Annotated in this window: 18 protein-coding genes; 5 read left to right on the forward strand and 13 right to left on the reverse strand. The window is 43.0% G+C overall.

The window, feature by feature from the left end; genetic code table 11:
- Positions 1–12: 12 nt before the first annotated feature.
- The 9 genes from yjgA to mazG form a co-directional block, all read right to left on the reverse strand.
- The gene (gene yjgA / locus A7P54_RS02100; protein WP_005207061.1) at positions 13–549 is read right to left on the reverse strand and encodes a ribosome biogenesis factor YjgA; all 537 of its coding nucleotides are present in this window, start codon (positions 547–549) and stop codon (positions 13–15) included.
- A 2-nt stretch (positions 550–551) separates the two neighbouring features.
- The gene (locus A7P54_RS02105) at positions 552–821 is read right to left on the reverse strand and encodes an HPr family phosphocarrier protein (protein ID WP_004804467.1); all 270 of its coding nucleotides are present in this window, start codon (positions 819–821) and stop codon (positions 552–554) included.
- The gene (gene rapZ / locus A7P54_RS02110; protein WP_004804464.1) at positions 818–1669 is read right to left on the reverse strand and encodes an RNase adapter RapZ; all 852 of its coding nucleotides are present in this window, start codon (positions 1667–1669) and stop codon (positions 818–820) included. The genes A7P54_RS02105 and rapZ overlap by 4 nt, the downstream gene beginning before the upstream one ends.
- A gap of 20 nt (positions 1670–1689) precedes the next feature.
- Positions 1690–2535 carry a pantoate--beta-alanine ligase gene (gene panC / locus A7P54_RS02115; RefSeq protein ID WP_005207059.1) on the reverse strand — a complete coding sequence of 282 codons (846 nt, stop codon included), beginning with the start codon at positions 2533–2535 and terminating at the stop codon, positions 1690–1692.
- A gap of 3 nt (positions 2536–2538) precedes the next feature.
- Complete coding sequence (panB, locus tag A7P54_RS02120) at positions 2539–3348, reverse strand: 3-methyl-2-oxobutanoate hydroxymethyltransferase (protein WP_171548506.1); 810 nt, start codon at positions 3346–3348, stop codon at positions 2539–2541.
- A 39-nt stretch (positions 3349–3387) separates the two neighbouring features.
- A complete protein-coding gene (gene folK, locus A7P54_RS02125) occupies positions 3388–3876 on the reverse strand; it encodes a 2-amino-4-hydroxy-6-hydroxymethyldihydropteridine diphosphokinase (RefSeq protein ID WP_171548507.1) in 489 nt (162 codons plus the stop codon).
- Complete coding sequence (gene pcnB, locus A7P54_RS02130; RefSeq protein ID WP_216077019.1) at positions 3873–5327, reverse strand: polynucleotide adenylyltransferase PcnB; 1455 nt, start codon at positions 5325–5327, stop codon at positions 3873–3875. Before pcnB ends, folK begins: the two co-directional genes overlap by 4 nt.
- 140 nt (positions 5328–5467) lie before the next feature.
- Positions 5468–5896, reverse strand: coding sequence for a ComEA family DNA-binding protein (locus A7P54_RS02135; RefSeq protein ID WP_171548508.1), 429 nt, complete (start codon positions 5894–5896; stop codon positions 5468–5470).
- A complete protein-coding gene (gene mazG, locus A7P54_RS02140; RefSeq protein WP_005312258.1) occupies positions 5865–6671 on the reverse strand; it encodes a nucleoside triphosphate pyrophosphohydrolase in 807 nt (268 codons plus the stop codon). Before mazG ends, A7P54_RS02135 begins: the two co-directional genes overlap by 32 nt.
- 101 nt (positions 6672–6772) lie before the next feature.
- On the opposite strand from mazG, the gene A7P54_RS02145 reads away from it, so the two are divergent.
- The gene (locus A7P54_RS02145) at positions 6773–7546 is read left to right on the forward strand and encodes an SDR family oxidoreductase (RefSeq protein WP_171548509.1); all 774 of its coding nucleotides are present in this window, start codon (positions 6773–6775) and stop codon (positions 7544–7546) included.
- A 44-nt stretch (positions 7547–7590) separates the two neighbouring features.
- Here A7P54_RS02145 and A7P54_RS02150 read toward each other — a convergent pair whose 3' ends face one another.
- The 4 genes from A7P54_RS02150 to cysM all read right to left on the reverse strand — a co-directional run bounded on the left by A7P54_RS02150 (position 7591) and on the right by cysM (position 13180).
- Positions 7591–9897, reverse strand: a complete 2307-nt coding sequence (locus A7P54_RS02150) for a bifunctional (p)ppGpp synthetase/guanosine-3',5'-bis(diphosphate) 3'-pyrophosphohydrolase (RefSeq protein WP_171548510.1) — start codon at positions 9895–9897, stop codon at positions 7591–7593.
- Between the two features lie 31 nt (positions 9898–9928).
- Positions 9929–11338: a 23S rRNA (uracil(1939)-C(5))-methyltransferase RlmD gene (gene rlmD / locus A7P54_RS02155; protein ID WP_171548511.1), complete on the reverse strand. Its 1410-nt coding sequence runs from the start codon at positions 11336–11338 to the stop codon at positions 9929–9931.
- Between the two features lie 9 nt (positions 11339–11347).
- Positions 11348–12169 carry a 3'-5' exonuclease gene (locus A7P54_RS02160; RefSeq protein WP_171548512.1) on the reverse strand — a complete coding sequence of 274 codons (822 nt, stop codon included), beginning with the start codon at positions 12167–12169 and terminating at the stop codon, positions 11348–11350.
- Between the two features lie 81 nt (positions 12170–12250).
- Positions 12251–13180: a cysteine synthase CysM gene (gene cysM, locus A7P54_RS02165; protein WP_216077020.1), complete on the reverse strand. Its 930-nt coding sequence runs from the start codon at positions 13178–13180 to the stop codon at positions 12251–12253.
- 149 nt (positions 13181–13329) lie between these two features.
- Between cysM and A7P54_RS02170 the strand changes: the two genes are divergently transcribed.
- From A7P54_RS02170 to A7P54_RS02185, 4 genes are all read left to right on the forward strand, one after another.
- Positions 13330–16140, forward strand: a complete 2811-nt coding sequence (locus tag A7P54_RS02170; protein ID WP_171548514.1) for an ATP-binding protein — start codon at positions 13330–13332, stop codon at positions 16138–16140.
- A gap of 129 nt (positions 16141–16269) precedes the next feature.
- A complete protein-coding gene (locus A7P54_RS02175) occupies positions 16270–17058 on the forward strand; it encodes a crotonase/enoyl-CoA hydratase family protein (protein ID WP_005312247.1) in 789 nt (262 codons plus the stop codon).
- 23 nt (positions 17059–17081) lie between these two features.
- A complete protein-coding gene (locus tag A7P54_RS02180; protein ID WP_171548515.1) occupies positions 17082–17948 on the forward strand; it encodes an NAD(P)-dependent oxidoreductase in 867 nt (288 codons plus the stop codon).
- 23 nt (positions 17949–17971) lie between these two features.
- Positions 17972–18766: a TIM barrel protein gene (locus A7P54_RS02185; RefSeq protein WP_033133835.1), complete on the forward strand. Its 795-nt coding sequence runs from the start codon at positions 17972–17974 to the stop codon at positions 18764–18766.
- The last annotated feature ends 10 nt before the right edge of the window (positions 18767–18776 follow it).

Consider the following 18776-nt stretch of genomic DNA (forward strand, 5'->3'; position numbering starts at 1 on the left):
TCTTTTTTTGTTTTAACCTTGTTCAGATAACAAAGCAACTTGTTGTACGTAATTCACAAATTTAAGCTTAGAAGCTGCAAGGTCTTCTTCACTCACCTGTTGTTTCATATCACGGTGAATTCGCAATACATGCTGGCGTAAGGTATGGCGTTCAGATGCATTAAACACCTTACTAAACTCATTGATCACTGGATCACCTTGGTCAATCATACGATCAACCCAACGCATTAATTGCATTTGTTTTTTAGCACCTTGCTGCGGTGTTAAATAAGATAAAATGATGGTTTCATCTTCATTTCGCAATAATTTACCGATACGTAAAAATTGACGACGGCGTGCTTCATGCGCACTAATATTTTGTATTTCAAGTAAAGCATCAATGAGACGCTCATCAACTGGAAGTTTCTGAATCTGTTTTTTATTCAGTTGAGCCAATTGCTCACCCAAAGCTGCCATTCGCTGCACAGCTTTTTTTTGCTCAGTTCTACTCGCACGTCCTTCTAATGACTCAAAATCTTCATCGGTATAACGTTGGGTACCACGTGCCACTATTACTCTGCCTCGTAAAATTTTGCTGCGAACAGCGTTTGAATTTCTTCCAGTGCCTTATCTTCATCAGCACCTTCAATCACCAATCTTAATGTGGTGCCTTTACCCGCACCTAACATCAACAATGACATAATATTTTTTGCATCGACCAATTTATCGCCCTTACCAATTTGGATAGAAGAACGAAACTTGGTCGTCACTTCAATTAGTTTACCAGATGCGCGAGCATGTAAGCCGAGTTTATTAATTACATCAATTGTTGTGTCTATCATGACCAGTGCTTCATTTCTCTATGTAAGATTTGGACAGCCCATTTTGCCTCAAGGGCTTGTTTGAGTCTATCTACGATATAAACCGAACGATGTTGCCCGCCCGTACATCCCACAGAAATGGTCATGTAATGGCGATGCCCTTCTGCAAAAGCAGGCAACCACTTGTCTAGAAAAGTATAAATATCTTCAAACATCTCATTGGTTTGTTGACTACCTTCTAAAAAGCGGCGTACAGGCTCATCTAAACCTGAAAAACGGCGTAATTCTAAATCCCAATGTGGATTTGGTAAATGTCGTACGTCAAAAACATAATCTGCGTCTAACGGAATACCATGCTTATAACCAAAGGACTGTAAAATGACGATTAAATTATCTGACTGCCCAAGCTTAGACAATAAAATATGTTTTAAATCATGAACACTTTTATCCGTTGTATCAATATGCACCGTGGAACGGAATTGTATCGGAATGAGCAATTGCTTCTCTTCCTGAATACATTGCAACAGACTATTAAAGCGACTCGCCAGAGGATGTGGTCGACGTGATGCACTAAAGCGCGCAATCAAGTCCTGATCCTGTGTGGTTAGATAAATAATATCAACCGTGCCGTGCCGTTGTAACTGCTGAAACACATGATCAAACTCTTGCATATCCGCACGGGTACTTCGGATATCGACGCCTAATGCGAGTTGCTCCAGATTATTTTCATGATCAAGTTTTGCCACAATTTCAGGCAATAACGCCAAAGGTAAATTATCTATACAATAATAGCCCAAGTCTTCAAGCACTTGCAGTGCAGATGATTTTCCTGAACCGGATTGACCTGTAACGATAAGAATACGCTTCATGGCGTTTTGCCCTTCATTTTTTATGTTTTAAAGTCGATTTGTAGGTTATCAATCAACCGTGTTGAACCAAGCTTGGCTGCAATAAATAACACCAAGTTTTGGTCAAATTGTTGAATAGGTTGCAAGTTGGTTTGTCGAGCTTCCACATAATCCACAACAAAACCCACTTGTGTCAATTGAGCAGAGATATTTTCTAACACTTGTGACAAAGCTTGTCCTTCATGCAATTGCTGTTCGGCTTGTTTGAGCAATTGGTAAATCGTCGGTGCAACAACACGTTGCTGTTCAGTCAAATACCCATTACGCGAGCTTAAAGCCAAACCATCTTCAGCACGGACAATCGGCACACCAATGACTTCTAATGGCATATTCAGGTCTTGTACCAACTGGCGAATCACCGCCAATTGCTGATAGTCCTTTTGACCAAAGAAAGCAAAATCAGGTTGGACGATATTGAACAGTTTGGTGACCACAACTGCAACGCCGTCAAAGTGACCTGGACGTGATTTCCCACACAGGTCATCGGTAATTTGACCCACAGTAATATTGGTCAAACGTGGTTGAGTGCCATACATTTGCTCAACCGTTGGGGCAAAAATAATATCGCAACCAACATCTGCCAATAAACGGCTATCTTGCTCTAAAGTACGTGGATAGCTATCAAAATCCTCGCCTGCACCAAATTGAATTGGATTGACGAAAATACTCACCACCACCACATCACACAGTTTTTTTGCTTCACGCACCAAGGTCAAATGACCTTCGTGCAAGTTCCCCATAGTTGGCACAAAACCAATCAATTTTTTTGAACTGCGCGCAGGCGCAAGTGATGCAGTTAAGCCTTGTATTGTTGTTTCAGTTTTCATGAATTAAAGCTCAACTTGGAAAGTATGTTCCTTGGCTGGAAACGACTGGTCTTGCACTGCGGCATGGTACGATTTAAACGCATCAACAATCGCGGTTTCACCCGCTTGTTCTTTCATAAAGTTGCGCACAAAACGTGCTACGCGACCAAAGGTCAAACCGAGCATATCTTGTACCACCAAAACCTGACCATCAGTTTCATTGCCCGCGCCAATTCCGATCACTGGCGTATTCGGGAATAATTCAGCAATTTCTTTACCGAGTTGAGCTGGGACACATTCAAGCAATAAAACCGCCGCGCCCGCCTCAACCACCGCTTGGCAATCAGCAATCAATTGATCCGCGGCTTCGCGTGTTCTTGCTTGAAGCTTATAGCCGCCAAACACGTGCACAGATTGTGGTGTTAGACCTAAATGGACACAGACAGGAATACCATTACGGGTTAATACCGTCACCAACTCGCTAAGCCAAGCCCCACCTTCAATCTTGACCATTTGTGCACCGACTTGCATTACAGTCTTGGCATTTTTCAAGCCATCTTCAAGCGTTGCATAGCTCATAAATGGTAGATCAGTCATGATTAAGGCATGCGCATTACCACGACGTACAGCTGCGGTATGGTAAGCCATATCTTCGACAGTGACAGGAAGTGTAGAGTCTCTGCCTTGAATCGCCATTCCTAGAGAGTCACCGATTAAAATCGTATCAATTTCAGCCAATTCCATAGCTTTAGCCATACTTGCATCATAGCAAGTAAGACATGAGAACTTGCGTCCTTCGGCTTTAAACTTTCTTAAGTCACTTAGACTAATCATGATGATGTCCTCTACAGGCGTTTCCAGAACGAAACAGTCTTAAGCAGTTGCCCAAGACTGGTCTGCTATTACAGTCAAGTTTGCTTGCTGCACCAGTTCTAAATCTTTTAATGGATGTCCATTTAATTGTAAATGAGCATCTAAATCTAATAAGGGAATAATCACAAAATCACGTTGCAAGAGCCCCATGTGCGGCACGGTCAAACGTTCATTTTGGATCTGCTCTTGACCGTAGATTAATAAATCCAGATCAAGGGTCCGCTCTCCCCAACGTCGTAATCGGACACGTCCCGACTCTTGCTCAAATTGTTGTAATTGATCAAGTAAAGCAAGTGGTGCTAGCGTGGTGTCCAGTTGAACAACGGCATTTAAATAGTTGGGTTGATCTTGTGGTCCCATCGGCGGACTTTGATACAGTCGCGATACCTGTACAGCTCCCAAGGTCGCGAGCTTCGCAACAGCTTCACGCAAAATCTGCTGCGAATCGCCTAAGTTACTGCCTAGACCAATATAAGTACGAATGGTCATTGCGTTGGCCCAAAAACCACTTGGCTAAGATCACGTTGTACACGTTTACGCTTGAGGATCGGGTGATCGGCATTGATTTGACCTGAAGTCGAAGATGCTTTCTCAATAAAACGACTGGCCGATTCATCAGCTCTAACACGCTCTTTTTTGCCTCGACGACTTCTCGGCTCAGGTACATTGACTAAAGGCTCAATTTCAGTAGTCTTCGGCTCATCCACCTCAGCTGCTTTACGACGTGTCTTACTACGTTGACGGTTGTATTGACGAATCACAGCTTCTTTTTGGTCTGTGGTCATTTCTTGGTAGGCTTCCCACCAAACGCCCATACCGTCAGTACTGCTATCACCTGATTTTTCCCGCAACAGCAGGAAGTCAAAGCCTGCACGGAAACGCGCATGTCCAGCCAGTGCTTCGATTTGTTGTGGTTTTGGATTGAGCAAACGGGTTTGCATTTCCCAAACTTCACGAATAAAGGTTTCAGCAAAACGCGGAATGATGGTGCGCGTCGCTTGACGCTTCAACACATCCAAACCAGCTTGTGCACGCGCTTCCGCAGGCACAACCCCTTTACTTAGATAGGCATCACAACGCTCTAGAAAGGGTTTCCACAACAATACAGCATAGAAAAATGCTGGATTAATGGTTTTACCAACTTGAATTCGCTGATCGGTATTCCGTGCTGCACGCTCAATAAAAGCGGTAAGATTCGGTGGAATTTCAGCAAAAAGCTGTTTCCAAACTCCAAACTCAATCAACATCGGTAGAACACGGGTCAGATGTCCCATAGTGAATAGTTTTTGAGACTCATCATATAAACGATGTGGCGAGACATCACGCAACAATTGCGTCATCTCAGCATCAAAAACATCAAGAATGGATTGATCAATTTTAAAATTCAATTTTGCGGCAAAGCGCAAAGCACGCAGCATGCGTACAGGATCTTCTTCAAAACGCTGTGCAGGTTCACCAAGGAAACGTAAAGTACGTGTATTGATATCATCTACTGCATGGCAGAAATCAAGTACAACCCCTTTTCGTGGCTGGTAATACAAGGTATTGATCGAAAAGTCTCGACGAGCAAAGTCTTGCTCAATCGTTCCCCAGTTATTATCACGAAGAATCATCCCAGATGCACTGGTGACTGCTTTTTTCGGCGGAGCACGGAATGTCGCAACTTCAATCAGTTCGCGACCAGAATAGACATGTGCTAACTCAAAACGTCGTCCGATAATCCGGCAACGTCGACCAAAAACCTCTTTGACTTGGGCTGGTGTAGCATTAGTAACCGCGTCAAAATCCTTTGGATTAAGACCTAACATCATGTCTCGAACACCACCACCCACAATATATGCCTCGTAGCCTGCTTTTGTCAGGCTATCAATCACATCTAGAATTGAGGAAGGGAGTTGAGTTGTGGACAAACCACATTTTGACGCACGCAAAGTTTGCAAAAGACACTGTCTCCTACGTCAGGACGTAAATAACAATTTGTCGCTAATCATAGCTCTAACACACACAAAGGGCAATTTATTCTGTTGGAAGTTTCAACAGTTCAGTCTGCCTAATCAATCCGATTTCGACAGTTCTAAGTTCATAACATGAGCCTTGCTCTGTTTTTTTCAAGTAATTTTGGCCCAATACCTTTGATATTCATTAACTCATCAACTTGTTTAAAGCCACCATTTTTTTGCCGATACTCCATAATGGCTTGCGCCTTTTTCTCGCCAACACCATTTAACAGCTGTAATTGCTGCAAACTTGCTTGGTTCAAGCTGATTTTATCGCGCTGCAGATTTATAGATGATGGAACTTGCTTTGAAGTGTGCTGCTGCGTTGGTCGAGATAAATAATAATTATTGTCTGACTGCTTCGCCAATTGCTGATCACGCGCTTGCTGCTGTGCTTTCCATTGCTGATAAGATTGGTCAAACTGCTGTGCGTGGAGGTGTGAAGCACCTCCCAAGCAAAGAATAAAACCTATAAAAAAATTAAGTTTGCTGCGGAGATGCGGCAACTTCATTGTCTTTCTCCTGAGATTTTAATTGTTGTTTAGCTTGCTCCCAGAGTTCGTCCATTTCAGCCAAACTCATTGCTTGCAAGTCTTTCTGTTGTTGTTGAGCTTGTTGTTCAATAAAAGCAAAACGGCTTCTAAATTTATGGATTGTTGCCAGTAGTGCGGTCTCACTCGACACCCCCAACTTTCGCCCCACATTGATTAAAGAAAATAAACAATCACCGAACTCTTCTTGAATATGATCAACATCTTGGCTTGTTATCGCCTGTTGTAACTCTTCTAACTCTTCATCTAATTTGGCATAGGCATCATCCACACTTTCAAAATCAAAGCCTAACTGAGCGGCTTTGCTCTGAATTTCATGTGACTGAACCAAGGCTGGCGCATGTTTAATCTCATCTAACCTTGACTGTATTTTACCTTGTTTTTCTTGCTGTTTGATTTGTTTCCACAACTCACCGACCTGCTCGGAATCCAAATTTTGATATTTTTCAGCCTGAAATACATGCGGATGGCGACGAATTAATTTTTCACTAATGGCTTCCACCACATCTTGAAAGTTAAATAATCCTTTTTCATCAAACATTTGAGATTGAAACACCACTTGCAATAATAAATCACCGAGTTCATTGCGGATTTCATCCACTTCACCAGAGCGAATTGCAGCCTCAACTTCATATGCCTCCTCAATGGCATATCGTGTCAAACTTTCTGGGGTTTGTTGTTGATCCCACGGGCATTTTTGTCTTAACTCTTGCATGATTGCCAATAATTTTTCCATGATGATCTCCAAACCCAAATAAGCAAATTGTTGCAGCACCAAGCTGCATATGCGTAATATACACGCACGCAAAAATTATCAATATAAAGCAAGGGAAAGTCATGCCATATAGTGTTTTTATTAGTGGGGCCGCACAAGGAATTGGTGCTGAAATCGCACGTTTATTTCACCAAAAAGGTTTCAAAGTTGGCATCTATGATATCAACGAAGAACAAGCTCAAGTCTTAGCTGAACAACTTGGAGAGAATGCCAAGGCAGGTTATCTCGATGTCAGTAATCATCGTCAATGGCAGATCGCACTACAAGAATTTAAAAGCTGGGCCGGTGAACTGAATATCTTGGTCAATAATGCCGGAATTCTCTACTCAGGTGCGTTTGAAAACACCCCCATTCAATCACATCACCGCACCATTGATATTAATATCAAAGGCGTTTTGAATGGTTGTCATGCAGCCTTGCCCCATCTGCAACAAGCCCACTATGCTCGTGTGATTAACCTTTCTTCAGCATCCGCGATTTATGGTCAAGCTGATTTAGCATCTTACTCTGCCAGCAAATTTGCAGTTCGCGGTTTAACGGAAGCCTTGGATGTCGAATGGCAAAAGTATAATATTCGCGTCTTAGACGTTATGCCGCTATTTGTACAAACCAATATGGTGAAAGACATGGATGCGGGCAGTATTCAAAATATTGGTGTGGATTTAACCCCTGCTGATGTGGCGAAACAGGTATTGCATTTAGCACAACAAAAAGACCATGCCCTAATCCCAACCCACACACCTGTTGGGATAAAAACCAAATTGATGTATCAGCTCTCCAGTATTAGCCCACAGTTTTTAAACCGACTCACCAATATCTTTTTAGCGAAACGTTAGATATAAAAAAGCTGCATCGAAATGCAGCTTTTTTATTTTATTGTCTAGCTTCCTTGAACCAAACGTCTGGCACTGATAATCCCTGGTTGCTGCTCTAAACGAGCCAACAAACGTGACAGTTGTGCCAAACCTTTCACTTCAATCAACAACTTCATATTGGCGATACCATCCGCCTCAGAAATGGTATTAACCTGACGAATATTGATTTGGTCTGAGAAAATCACTTGTGTCAGATCTTTCAGTAAACCACGGCGATCATAAGCTTCCACCACGATCTGAACGCTCTGACCACGGGTCGGCTGCATTTCCCAATCGGCTTCAACAGCACGTTCAGGTTCTTGGGTGGTCATACGTAAGTAGTCTTGACACGCAATCTTGTGAATACTGACCCCACGATTCAAGGTGATATAGCCGCCAATCGACTCGCCATGTACCGGCTGACAACATTGTGCAATATGCAATTCAACATTATCCAAACCATCAATTAGAATCCCATGTGCCGATAATGTATGACTAGCACGTGGGTTTAATGCAGGTTTTAACACCAGTTCTGGCTCGTCTTGATCCAAGTGCATCTGGCGATTCACTTGATTCATCAAGGCATGCAAACTGATATCACCACTAACCAATGCCACCAGAATATCATCACCAGATTTCAGGTTGAAATGTGATGAATAATCTTTGAGATCAATACTTTTCGGGTGAATCGCTAAACGGGCCAACTCTTTATTGAGTAACTCACGCCCAACTTCAACATTCTTACTGCGATCTTGTTGTCTAAACCAATGACGTAGCTTGTCACGTGCACGTGCGGTTTTGATATAACCCAGCGAGTTCACCAACCAATCACGGTTCGGTTCACGATCTTTCTTGGTTAAAATCTCAACCTGCTCACCGGTCTTTAAGGTGTAGGTTAAAGGCACATAACGCTGGTTCACACGGGCGGCATAGCACTTATTGCCGACTTCGGTATGCACATGGTACGCAAAGTCTAGAACAGTTGAACCACGTGGTAACTCTTTGATGTCACCATCACGGCTAAACACATAGATCTTTTCAAAATTCTCAAAATCTTGAATTTGATCAATGCCATTCGACTCGTCATCTTCACCATGTGGGGTGGTTTCAGTACGCTCTTGATAATGCTCAAGCACAGCACGTAATGAATGCAAACGATCATTAAAGGAATGATCGGTATTCTTGGCACCTTCTTTATAGTTAAAGTGCGAGCACACCCCAAGCTCTGCTTCGTTATGCATCTCAAAGGTACGGATTTGTACTTCTAAAGACTTATTCTCAGCAATCACCGCGGTATGCAATGAGCGATAACCATTGGCTTTCGGATTGGTGACATAGTCATCAAACTGGTTGGGAATATGACGCCATATCTGATGTACGATACCCAAAGCGTGATAACAATCTGGGACACTTTTCACCAATACACGCACTGCACGGATATCATAAAGCTGATCGAAGCTCAGATTTTTGCTTTTCATTTTTCGATAAATCGAATAAATGTGCTTCACACGCCCTGTGATTTCGGCCTGAATATCATAAGCCGCCAATTCAGTTTTGAGTTTATCAATCACGAACTGAATATATTGCTCACGCTCCAAACGCTTTTCATTCAATAAAGATGCAATTTCTTTATAACGTTCTGGCGCTAAATAACGAAAGGCAAGATCTTCCAATTCCCACTTGAGCTGGGCAATCCCTAAACGGTGTGCCAATGGAGAATAAATGGTGAGAATTTCGCGTGCCACACGCTCTTGACGCTCTTTGCTTGCTGTCGCCAGCTCACGTAAAGCATAGGTCCGCTCTGCCAGTTTGATCAGGACAACACGAACATCTTCCGTCACTGAAATCAGCATTTTATAAATGCCATTTAAATGTTCGCGCTGGTTATTATTAAAATGATCTTCTAGACGTTTATTCTTTTCAATCAACTCAGACAGTTTACCCATTGCAAGTGTGCCTTGGACCAAAGCCAAAACTTGCTCGCCAAACTGTTGTTGAATATCCTCTAAGGTAATCAACCCTTCACGTACACTACGATACAACACCGCCGCTGAAAGCGTGTCTTCATCGACATGTAAATGGGCCAGAATATCCGCCATGCCAATACCAGTACTAAAGGTATTGATCCGATGATTTCCCGTTGCTTGTAACTCTTTTGCTAAGGTCAGCTCCGCAACCTGTTGAAGTTGCTTCAGCTCTGCCCCATCCAAAATACCACGCACTCGATCTAGCCAAGAGACTAGACTACTTTGCGCTTCAGCGGCATGTTCTACAGTCGCTTCCTCAGACAGCTCTTGAAGCCGTCCAGGTAACTGCTCACGTACTGTGACCATACCTTTCTCCTCTGGATATGTAACTCATTTTTTAATCGTTTATCTCTTCGATTTTTTCAAGCCGTTCAATTTTTTCAAACAGGGCAATCGATTCAACATGTTCAGTATGCGTAAACATGTCCATGACTGCTGCTTTCTTCAATTGATAGCCATATTGTGCCAGTACACCTGCATCCCTTGCCAGTGTTGATGGGTTACATGAAACATAAACGATTCTTTTCGCTCCAAAATTAGGTACATATTGCATAACTTCAAATGCGCCCGATCGTGGAGGATCAATTAATAATGCATCAAATCCCTGTTTCGCCCAAGAATGATGCGAAAAGTCTTTTGTTAAATCTTGTGAAAAGAACGCCGCCTGAGACAAATGATTTGCTTGCGCATTCTCAGTTGCTCTATTGACCATCTCATCACTCGCCTCAACGCCGACCACTTGACCTGCCTCACCCACACAACGTGCAATCGGTAGAGAAAAATTACCTAACCCACAGAATAGGTCAAGTACTCTTTCCCCTTTCTGTAGTTGAAGCAATTCACATGCCAACTGAATCATTTGTGCATTTACACCACTGTTGACCTGCGTAAAATCTAACGGTGAAAATGCAAATTTGACTGCAAAATCATCCAAACTGTAATGCAAACGCATTTCTGCCTGTGAATCATCTACGCGATGTAAACTATCCGCCCCTTTTGGCTGCAAATACAACTGCCATCCTTTGAGTAACGTAAATTGACGTAATTGGTTGACATCCGACACATTTAATTCGTCTAAGTGGCGAATTAATAATGCAACCTCAGAGTCTCCCATCGCCAATTCTATATGACCAATATGCGCTTTGCCTGTAAGACTTTCGAGTAGTTTCTTAAGTTCTGGTAAACATTCAGATAAGGTTTGATCAAGTACCTTACACTGCTGAATTTCAGTTAAATGATTACTATGATGCTCACGAAAACCCATCACCAAACGATTTTGCTTGGCAATATAGCGCACCCCGATTCGGGCACGGCGACGATAATCTGCTTTAACCGAACGAATCGGATCAAGCCATTGTTCAGGTTGTAATCCTGCAAAATGTTGCAAATGCGATTTTAAAACATTCTGCTTTAACAAAATCTGTTCAACAGGATGAATGTGCTGCAAGCTGCAACCGCCACACACCCCAAAATGTGGACACGTTGGATCGACGCGACTTTCAGCCGCTTCACTTTCCAACGTGATCATGTCCGCCTCTTCTAGACGCGAAGTTTGATTGGTAATTTTTGCCTGCACCGTTTCCCCGACAAGGGCATAACGGATAAAAACTTTCTTGCCGTGTTTTTCTTTAGGATGATCTGGATGTGTCCCATAATGCGCAATACCACGCCCCTCATGAGAAAAAGCTTCAATCTGAAAGGTGTATGTTGGATATTGAGCTGGACGTTGTTTGGCTTTGTGTTTCAAAAGATGAACCTAATTTTTTGGCGCAAAAGTATCTGCGGTGAATACAGTATATTGCGATGTTTGCTGCCATACCTGTAAAAATTCTGTTTGTTGCGTTTGCGTTTGTAAATAAGCAATCGTTGATTGCAGTAACTGCTGGTGATCTGGTTGATTCAATTGGCCTTTTAACAATAACCACCGAATATAGAGCAACCATGTATTCAATACATCGCCTTCACAATAACTGGTCAACTCTAACCATTGTTTATTACGTACATATTCAGGCACGTGATAGCCAGTTTCACCGCGTTTCCCAGGGAAACCGAGTAGACAAGCCATATCATCCAATTTTTGGAAATTACGGCCATTAAACATTGCCATCACATCCATCAAATCAACATGACGATGGTGGTAACGGTTCTGATAATTATTAAAGCGCTTTTGATGATCAATTTCACCTTGATCAAATAGGCTCGGTGCAGACAAACCATGATACATAGCGCGAAATAGAATCACAGGCAAATCAAATTGCGAACCATTCCAACTGACTAATGTGGGTTGTTTCTTGTCAAAGATCGATAAGAATTTTGCCAACATTTCAGCTTCGCTATGCTGCTCCTGACTAAATGAAAATAGACGAAAGCCTTTCTCATCAACCCACAATCCAGAAATACACACAATTTCATGCAATGGTAAGCGTTGAAAATCTATCCCTGACTCTTGGCGACGGATTTTGGTCAGTGCCTGTTCAACATCTGCTTCGGGTAAATCAAGATGATAAAGATGTGCACCTGCCTTTAAATCGGTCAGTGTCTCAATATCAAAAACTAAAATCGGAAAACGTAAATTCATCTTAGAATTCCCTTACAGAACTGCATTACAGCTCTCTTCAATAAAGGGGGAGCTGTAATTATAACAGTGTAAGGCCAGATGTTAATCTTCATCTTGTACTGAGAATAATCCCGTTGATAAATAACGATCACCGCGGTCACAAATAATGCAGACAATCACCGCATCAGGATATTCTTCAGCAATCTTAATCGAAGCCCAAACGGCACCACCAGAAGATGTTCCTGCACTAATGCCTTCAGTACGTGCCAGCTTACGCATGGTTTTTTCAGCTTCAATCTGTGGAATATCAATGATGCGATCGACACGACTGCGATCAAAGATAGTTGGCAAATACTCTTCTGGCCAACGGCGAATCCCAGCAATGCTTGAACCGTCTGATGGTTGTAAACCCACAATTTGAATATCAGGGTTTTGCTCTTTGAGATATTTAGAGACACCCATGATGGTTCCTGTTGTCCCCATTGAGCTAACAAAATGAGTAATCTCCCCACCCGTTTGCTTCCAGATTTCTGGACCTGTGGTCAGGTAATGCGCTTCGACGTTGTCTGGATTACCAAACTGGTTTAGCACAAAGCCTTTGCCTTCTGCCTGCATTTGCAAAGCAAGGTCGCGTGCACCTTCCATGCCTTGCTGCTGCGTGACTTCAATCAGCTCTGCCCCATAAGCCAACATCGCATCTTTACGCTCTTGGCTCATATTGTTTGGCATGATCAGCTTCATTTTATAGCCGCGCATAGCCGCAACCATCGCCAAAGCAATCCCAGTGTTGCCACTGGTTGCTTCGATCAGGGTATCCCCTGGCTGAATCTGCCCACGTTTTTCCGCTTGCACAATCATGTTATAAGCAGGGCGATCTTTGACTGAACCTGCTGGATTATTACCTTCTAATTTTGCTAATACCGTGGCTTGGGTATGACACGCTAAACGTTGCAAACGTACTAAAGGGGTTTTACCGACATAATCGTCCAGTAAAAATTCATCTGCTAAAAAATCAGTTTGCGTATTCGTCATGATCGACACCGATATCAAGGTGGCGCCTATTGTATGAAAAAAATAGAGATACTGCACCTTTTCACTATGCTTTTTATTGGCAAGCAGATGTCCTTGATTTTCACAAAGCGTGCTAAGATGTTGCGCAGAATGATAAATCTGACCGTACTATGTCAAATTTCAATAAGACCATATCGAAACGCTTACGCCTCAATCATGCTTATGGGCAATTGATTGCACTGATTTTAGTGCCGATTGCCATCTTGACAGGTGTTGGTATTCTTTGGGTTTTATCCGAAACGACCAGCTCCGCAAAATCACAACAACGCTCTGATGCTTCAGCCATTTTGGCGCGCTACCATCAAACCGCGAATGATTTATTAAAATTGGTTCAAGAACAACCCGATCAGTATGATCGTGCTCAAAACATCATGCAGAAGATGTTTGATGAAAAAAACCTACAGCGCGCAGTACTGATTGATAATCGTGGTCAGACTTATTTAAGCGTTGGCTATCAAAACAATCGCTTTTGGCCAAACTTTCCAGAAAACAGCAACTTCTTTGGCCCAATTGCACACAATCACAACAGCATTTATGGTTCGAAGCTCGACAGTGGCGACCCTAATTCTGTTTGGCTCATGATTGAATTAGACAACCAACCTCTTGAATTGGCTCGCTATAAAATTCTACTGTCCTTGGTCGTGACTGGGCTGATCACCATACTGATTCTACTGTTCTGTTTAAACGTGTTCTCTCGTCGTTGGCTTGCACCGCTGTATGAAATTCGCATGCAAATGCAACGCCTCAACGCCGACACCCTTGATCAGCATATTGTGGTGAACAGTACCGGTGAACTGCGTTTGCTACAGCGTGATATTGCCAATGTGGTGAAACGCCTACACTTTAGTTTCTTAGAATTAAAAGAACATACCGAGCAAACCGAAGAAGATTTACGTCGAACACTGGACACCTTAGAAGTCCAGAACATTACTTACCGCCAAGCACGTGACCAAGCGATTTCATCAAACCAATCCAAGTCGGTGTTTTTGGCCAACATCAGCCATGAACTCAGAACACCACTGAACAGTATTGATGGCTTTATTCACTTACTGCTGCGCCAGCAAAATCTGAGCAATGAGCAAAATCTTTATTTGCAAACCATCCGAAAATCATCTGCACACTTATTGGCACTGATTAACGATGTATTGGATTTCTCTAAAATTGATGCAGGCAAACTCGAACTTGAAACTGCACCGTTTGACCTTGAAGAAGCCATTTTCGATGTGATGGATATGCTCTCGCCTTTGGCGGCACAAAAGCATATCAATATGGCCTTTTATTACGCAGAGAACATTCCAAAGCATGTAGTCGGTGATGCCTTACGCTTTAAACAGATTCTAACCAACCTGATCTCCAATGCGATTAAGTTCACGCCTGATGGTGAAATCATTGTCCGTGTGCGTATGGAAGATGATGAGATCGGACAATGTTTACTACATTTTAGTGTCCAAGACAGCGGTATTGGCCTGAGTGGTACAGATCGTAAAAAGTTATTTGAATCATTCTCTCAAGGCGATGCTTCCGTTACCCGTCAATTCGGCGGTACGGGACTTGGTCTTGCCATTTCCAAACAGCTGGTGCATTTGATGCACGGTCAAATTGGCTTTGAAGATAACCAAGAACGTGCACCGACAGAGAAAGGATCAACCTTCTGGTTCACAGCTTCATTTAAAGTTGAAGAACAAGATGAGTTTGTGGAGCATCCACGTTTCGACCATTTGCAAGTGGTGTCGTATCTTGCCCACCCAGCAACGGCCAGCGTACTGCGTTCATACCTCGAAAATTATCATGTTTCACATATTGAAACACAGTCGATTCTGGACCTATTTAGCCGTTTAAATCACCTGAATCAGCAGGAAAATACATGGCTGATTGTAGATCATAGTGGTGATACAGAGGCTTTACTCAAAGAGATTCGTCAACGCTATCATGGCAACTTAGCGGTTTATGGCTACCAGATGAGTCTTGAGCCAAACATGCTCAATGAATATCGTGCTCGCCCACTATATCAACCGTTAAGTCGTCGTGAGTTGATCCAGTTACTCGGCAATGAGCCTGTTTTTGAGCAAGAACCAGAAGACTTTAATGGTCAAGGTTTACACATCTTGGCTGTGGACGATCATCTGCCTAATTTGATTGTACTTGAAGCCTTACTCGGTGAGCTCAATGTCACCACCACCAAAGCCTTAAGTGGACAAAAGGCCATCGACATCATTCAAGAACGCATCGAACAAAAATCACCACCGTTTGATTTGGTATTTATGGATATTCAAATGCCAGTGATGTCGGGGATTGATACCACTCGCGCCATTCGCTCATTGGAATCAACGCTTGATAATGGAATGCAACTGCCAATTATTGCACTCACAGCACATGCTTTGGCAGATGAAAAGCAGAAACTGCTCAAAGTTGGTATGAATGATTATGTGACCAAGCCGATTCAGATGGAGCAAATCATTCAAATTCTGACGCACTGGACCAAAAATAACTTCAGTGCCCAACCTGTGAGCATTGAACCAAAGCGTCCAATTGAATCAATTGATCCTCAAATCCTGAATTGGCAACAAAGCGTGCAGCTTGCAGCCAACAAAGAAGATCTGGCACAAGATTTATTAAATATGCTGGTGGATAGTTTCGATACGGAACTGGCGGAAATGCAGCAATTGATTGAGATGGAAGATTTTCCACAACTGGAACATGTCCTACATCGCCTCTATGGCGCGACCCGCTATGTCGGTACGCCAAACTTACAGCAAGTGTCAGGTGAGTTTGAACAATTTGTCTCGACCTTACGTAAAGAACGCCGTAAAGCAGATGATGTGTTTATTCGTGAAACCACGCATCGTTTCAATGAACTCAGTACGGCGATTGAACAAGTGAGACAAGCCGCCAACTTAATCCTACATGCCCATGACTCCTAAGACAGCAAGTTAGGACATGGGATAATCAATGATTAAAATACAGGCCGTCTTTTTTGTGACTGCCCTGTCATGTTTCAACCTAAAAACTCGTGCTATGCTGCCTCATCAAACACAATAAGAGTAAGGCAGATGGCACTTTTACGCGTTGAAAAGAACAATGGAATCGCAACAGTTTCTCTAAACCGACCGGACAAACGTAATGCAATGAGTTTTGCATTACTCAAAGAGCTGGTGGCAACTGCCAAAAAAATTGAAAAAGATCGTTCAATCCGCTGTGTCATCTTAACGGGTGAAGCCAATGTATTTAGTGCTGGCATCGACCTTTCTGATTTAAACAATCCTAAAAATACCGCATTTGCTGCATGGGAACTGATCAAACCAGGTCAAAGCCTGTTTCAAAAAGCATTCTTGATTTGGCAGAACCTGCCAATCCCTGTGATTGCAGCAATCGAAGGCTATTGCTTTGGTGCAGGCATGCAGCTCGCACTTGCAGCCGATATCCGTATTGCAACGCCAAGCACGCAAATGTCAATTATGGAAAGTCGCTGGGGCCTAGTACCTGATATGGGACTCACCCGCTCCCTGAAAGGACTGATTGGCGTTGATTTGGCTAAAGAATTAACCTTAACCGCACGTATCTTTGATGCTGAATATGCCAAACAAATTGGTTTAGTGACCCATTTAGACAATGATCCATTAGCAAAAGCAAACATCATTGCCGAAGAAATTTTACAGCGTTCACCAGATGCCATTATGGCAGCGAAGCGTGTTTTAGATGCAATGGAACACCAACCTGAAAAAGCATTACGTTTGGAAAAACTTTGGCAGCTCAAACTACTTTTAGGTAAAAACAGTAGTCTGGCACGCAAAAAGGACAAGAACCCAGAAGTTCAATTCCTGCCACGTCAATACAAATAATCCCGACTGGAGAAAACATTCACATGCATGCAAATCAAAAAACACCAATCGCTTTCTTGGGTATGGGTTTAATGGGCACACGTATGGCCAGCCGACTAATACAAGCAGGTTATGCTGTAGCGGTCTGGAACCGTAGTCCACTTGCATGTGAACCTCTGCAGCAACAAGGTGCATTACACTTAAAGCTCGATGACATCGGCAGCTATCCTGTTATTTTGACGTGTTTGGCCGATGATCAAGCGGTGCAGAGTGTTTTCACCCAGATTCAACCGTATTTGAAAGCCGAGCAGATTATTGTTGATTTCTCTAGCTTATCCGTATCTGCGACTCAAGAATTGGCTCAGTCTGCTCAACAACAACAGGTCACATGGATTGACTCTCCTGTATCAGGCGGAACCATGGGAGCTGAACAAGGTACATTGGTTATTTTTGCAGGCGGTGATGCGAAGACGATCGAGCAACTCACCCCAATTTACAATGTACTCTCACAACGTGTCACCCGCATGGGAACATCGGGTACTGGACAAGCGACTAAAATTTGCAATCAATTAATTGTTGCTGCCAATAGTACCCTGATTGCCGAAGCTGTCGCCCTTGCAGATCAAGCAGGCGTCGATACCACATTACTGGCACCTGCACTCGCTGGCGGCTTTGCCGACTCAAAACCTTTTCAAATCCTTGCACCACGTATGGCGACTCACACCTTCGAACCTGTGCAATGGAAAGTGCAAACCCTATCAAAAGACTTAAACAATGCCTTACTTTTGGCACAAAGTTTTAACTTAAAGATACCTGTTGCACAAAAAGCTCTATTACAGTTACAAGCTCACCAAGAAAATGGCTTTGCTGATAAGGATTTAGCGACTATCATCAAAATTACAGAACAATAATTATTGATTCAGGGAGTCAGAAAATGAGCCATCTTGCAGTCAATTTATCCATGATTTTTACTGAAGTCCCTTTAATTGAGCGCTTTGCTTTAGCGCACGCCCATGGTTTTCAGCATGTAGAAATTCAATTTCCCTATGAACTCGACGTGATCGATATTCGAACTCAACTTGAACAACACAATCTTTCCCTCTGCCTGATTAATGTCCCTGCAGGTGACTTGATGCAAGGCGGCAATGGGCTTGCAGGTGTGCCAGGGCGAGAAATTGAATTCCATCAAGCGCTTGAGCTGGCAATTCGTTATGCCACTGCACTGGATGTACCACGTGTGAATATTCTCGCTGGTAAACAACCGCTGGATGCCGATCTACTGCCTTGTCTCAACACGCTTGCAAGTAATTTAAAACTAGCCTGTCACATGCTGACCGAACAAGGCATTGAACCCGTTTTTGAAATGATAAATGGCACTGATATGCCGCGCTTCCTGGTTCAAAATATTGCCCAAGCCCAAGAAATGCTGGAAGCCATCAACCATCCCGCACTGAAAATGCAATATGACTGTTATCACATGGCGATGATGGGTGAAGATGTATTAGCAGGATTACAGGAAAATATCGATCAGATTGGGCACATCCAATTTGCCGACTGTCCAGACCGGCATGAACCCGATACTGGAAATATCCCCTATAAACAAATCTTTGACTGGTTGCTACAAAGTGACTACCGAGGTCTAATTGCAGCGGAATACAGGCCAAAAACGCAGTCAGATCAATCTTTTGCATGGAAAAAAAAGTATTTTTCCAATGATGTGAATACATAAACTGTTACTG

The organism is Acinetobacter sp. Ac_3412 (genome assembly GCF_013072675.1).
In the GTDB taxonomy this organism is placed as follows: Bacteria; Pseudomonadota; Gammaproteobacteria; order Pseudomonadales; family Moraxellaceae; genus Acinetobacter; species Acinetobacter higginsii.

Coding starts and splice junctions, on each gene's coding strand:
- A7P54_RS02170 (WP_171548514.1), top strand. CDS start 13,330: ATGTCAAATTTCAATAAGACCATATCGAAACGCTTACGCCTCAATCAT.
- A7P54_RS02105 (WP_004804467.1), bottom strand. CDS start 821: ATGATAGACACAACAATTGATGTAATTAATAAACTCGGCTTACATGCT.
- A7P54_RS02180 (WP_171548515.1), top strand. CDS start 17,082: ATGCATGCAAATCAAAAAACACCAATCGCTTTCTTGGGTATGGGTTTA.
- panB (WP_171548506.1), bottom strand. CDS start 3,348: ATGATTAGTCTAAGTGACTTAAGAAAGTTTAAAGCCGAAGGACGCAAG.
- A7P54_RS02160 (WP_171548512.1), bottom strand. CDS start 12,169: ATGAATTTACGTTTTCCGATTTTAGTTTTTGATATTGAGACACTGACC.
- rapZ (WP_004804464.1), bottom strand. CDS start 1,669: ATGAAGCGTATTCTTATCGTTACAGGTCAATCCGGTTCAGGAAAATCA.
- A7P54_RS02185 (WP_033133835.1), top strand. CDS start 17,972: ATGAGCCATCTTGCAGTCAATTTATCCATGATTTTTACTGAAGTCCCT.
- A7P54_RS02175 (WP_005312247.1), top strand. CDS start 16,270: ATGGCACTTTTACGCGTTGAAAAGAACAATGGAATCGCAACAGTTTCT.
- A7P54_RS02145 (WP_171548509.1), top strand. CDS start 6,773: ATGCCATATAGTGTTTTTATTAGTGGGGCCGCACAAGGAATTGGTGCT.
- panC (WP_005207059.1), bottom strand. CDS start 2,535: ATGAAAACTGAAACAACAATACAAGGCTTAACTGCATCACTTGCGCCT.
- cysM (WP_216077020.1), bottom strand. CDS start 13,180: ATGACGAATACGCAAACTGATTTTTTAGCAGATGAATTTTTACTGGAC.
- mazG (WP_005312258.1), bottom strand. CDS start 6,671: ATGGAAAAATTATTGGCAATCATGCAAGAGTTAAGACAAAAATGCCCG.
- A7P54_RS02135 (WP_171548508.1), bottom strand. CDS start 5,896: ATGAAGTTGCCGCATCTCCGCAGCAAACTTAATTTTTTTATAGGTTTT.
- folK (WP_171548507.1), bottom strand. CDS start 3,876: ATGACCATTCGTACTTATATTGGTCTAGGCAGTAACTTAGGCGATTCG.
- A7P54_RS02150 (WP_171548510.1), bottom strand. CDS start 9,897: ATGGTCACAGTACGTGAGCAGTTACCTGGACGGCTTCAAGAGCTGTCT.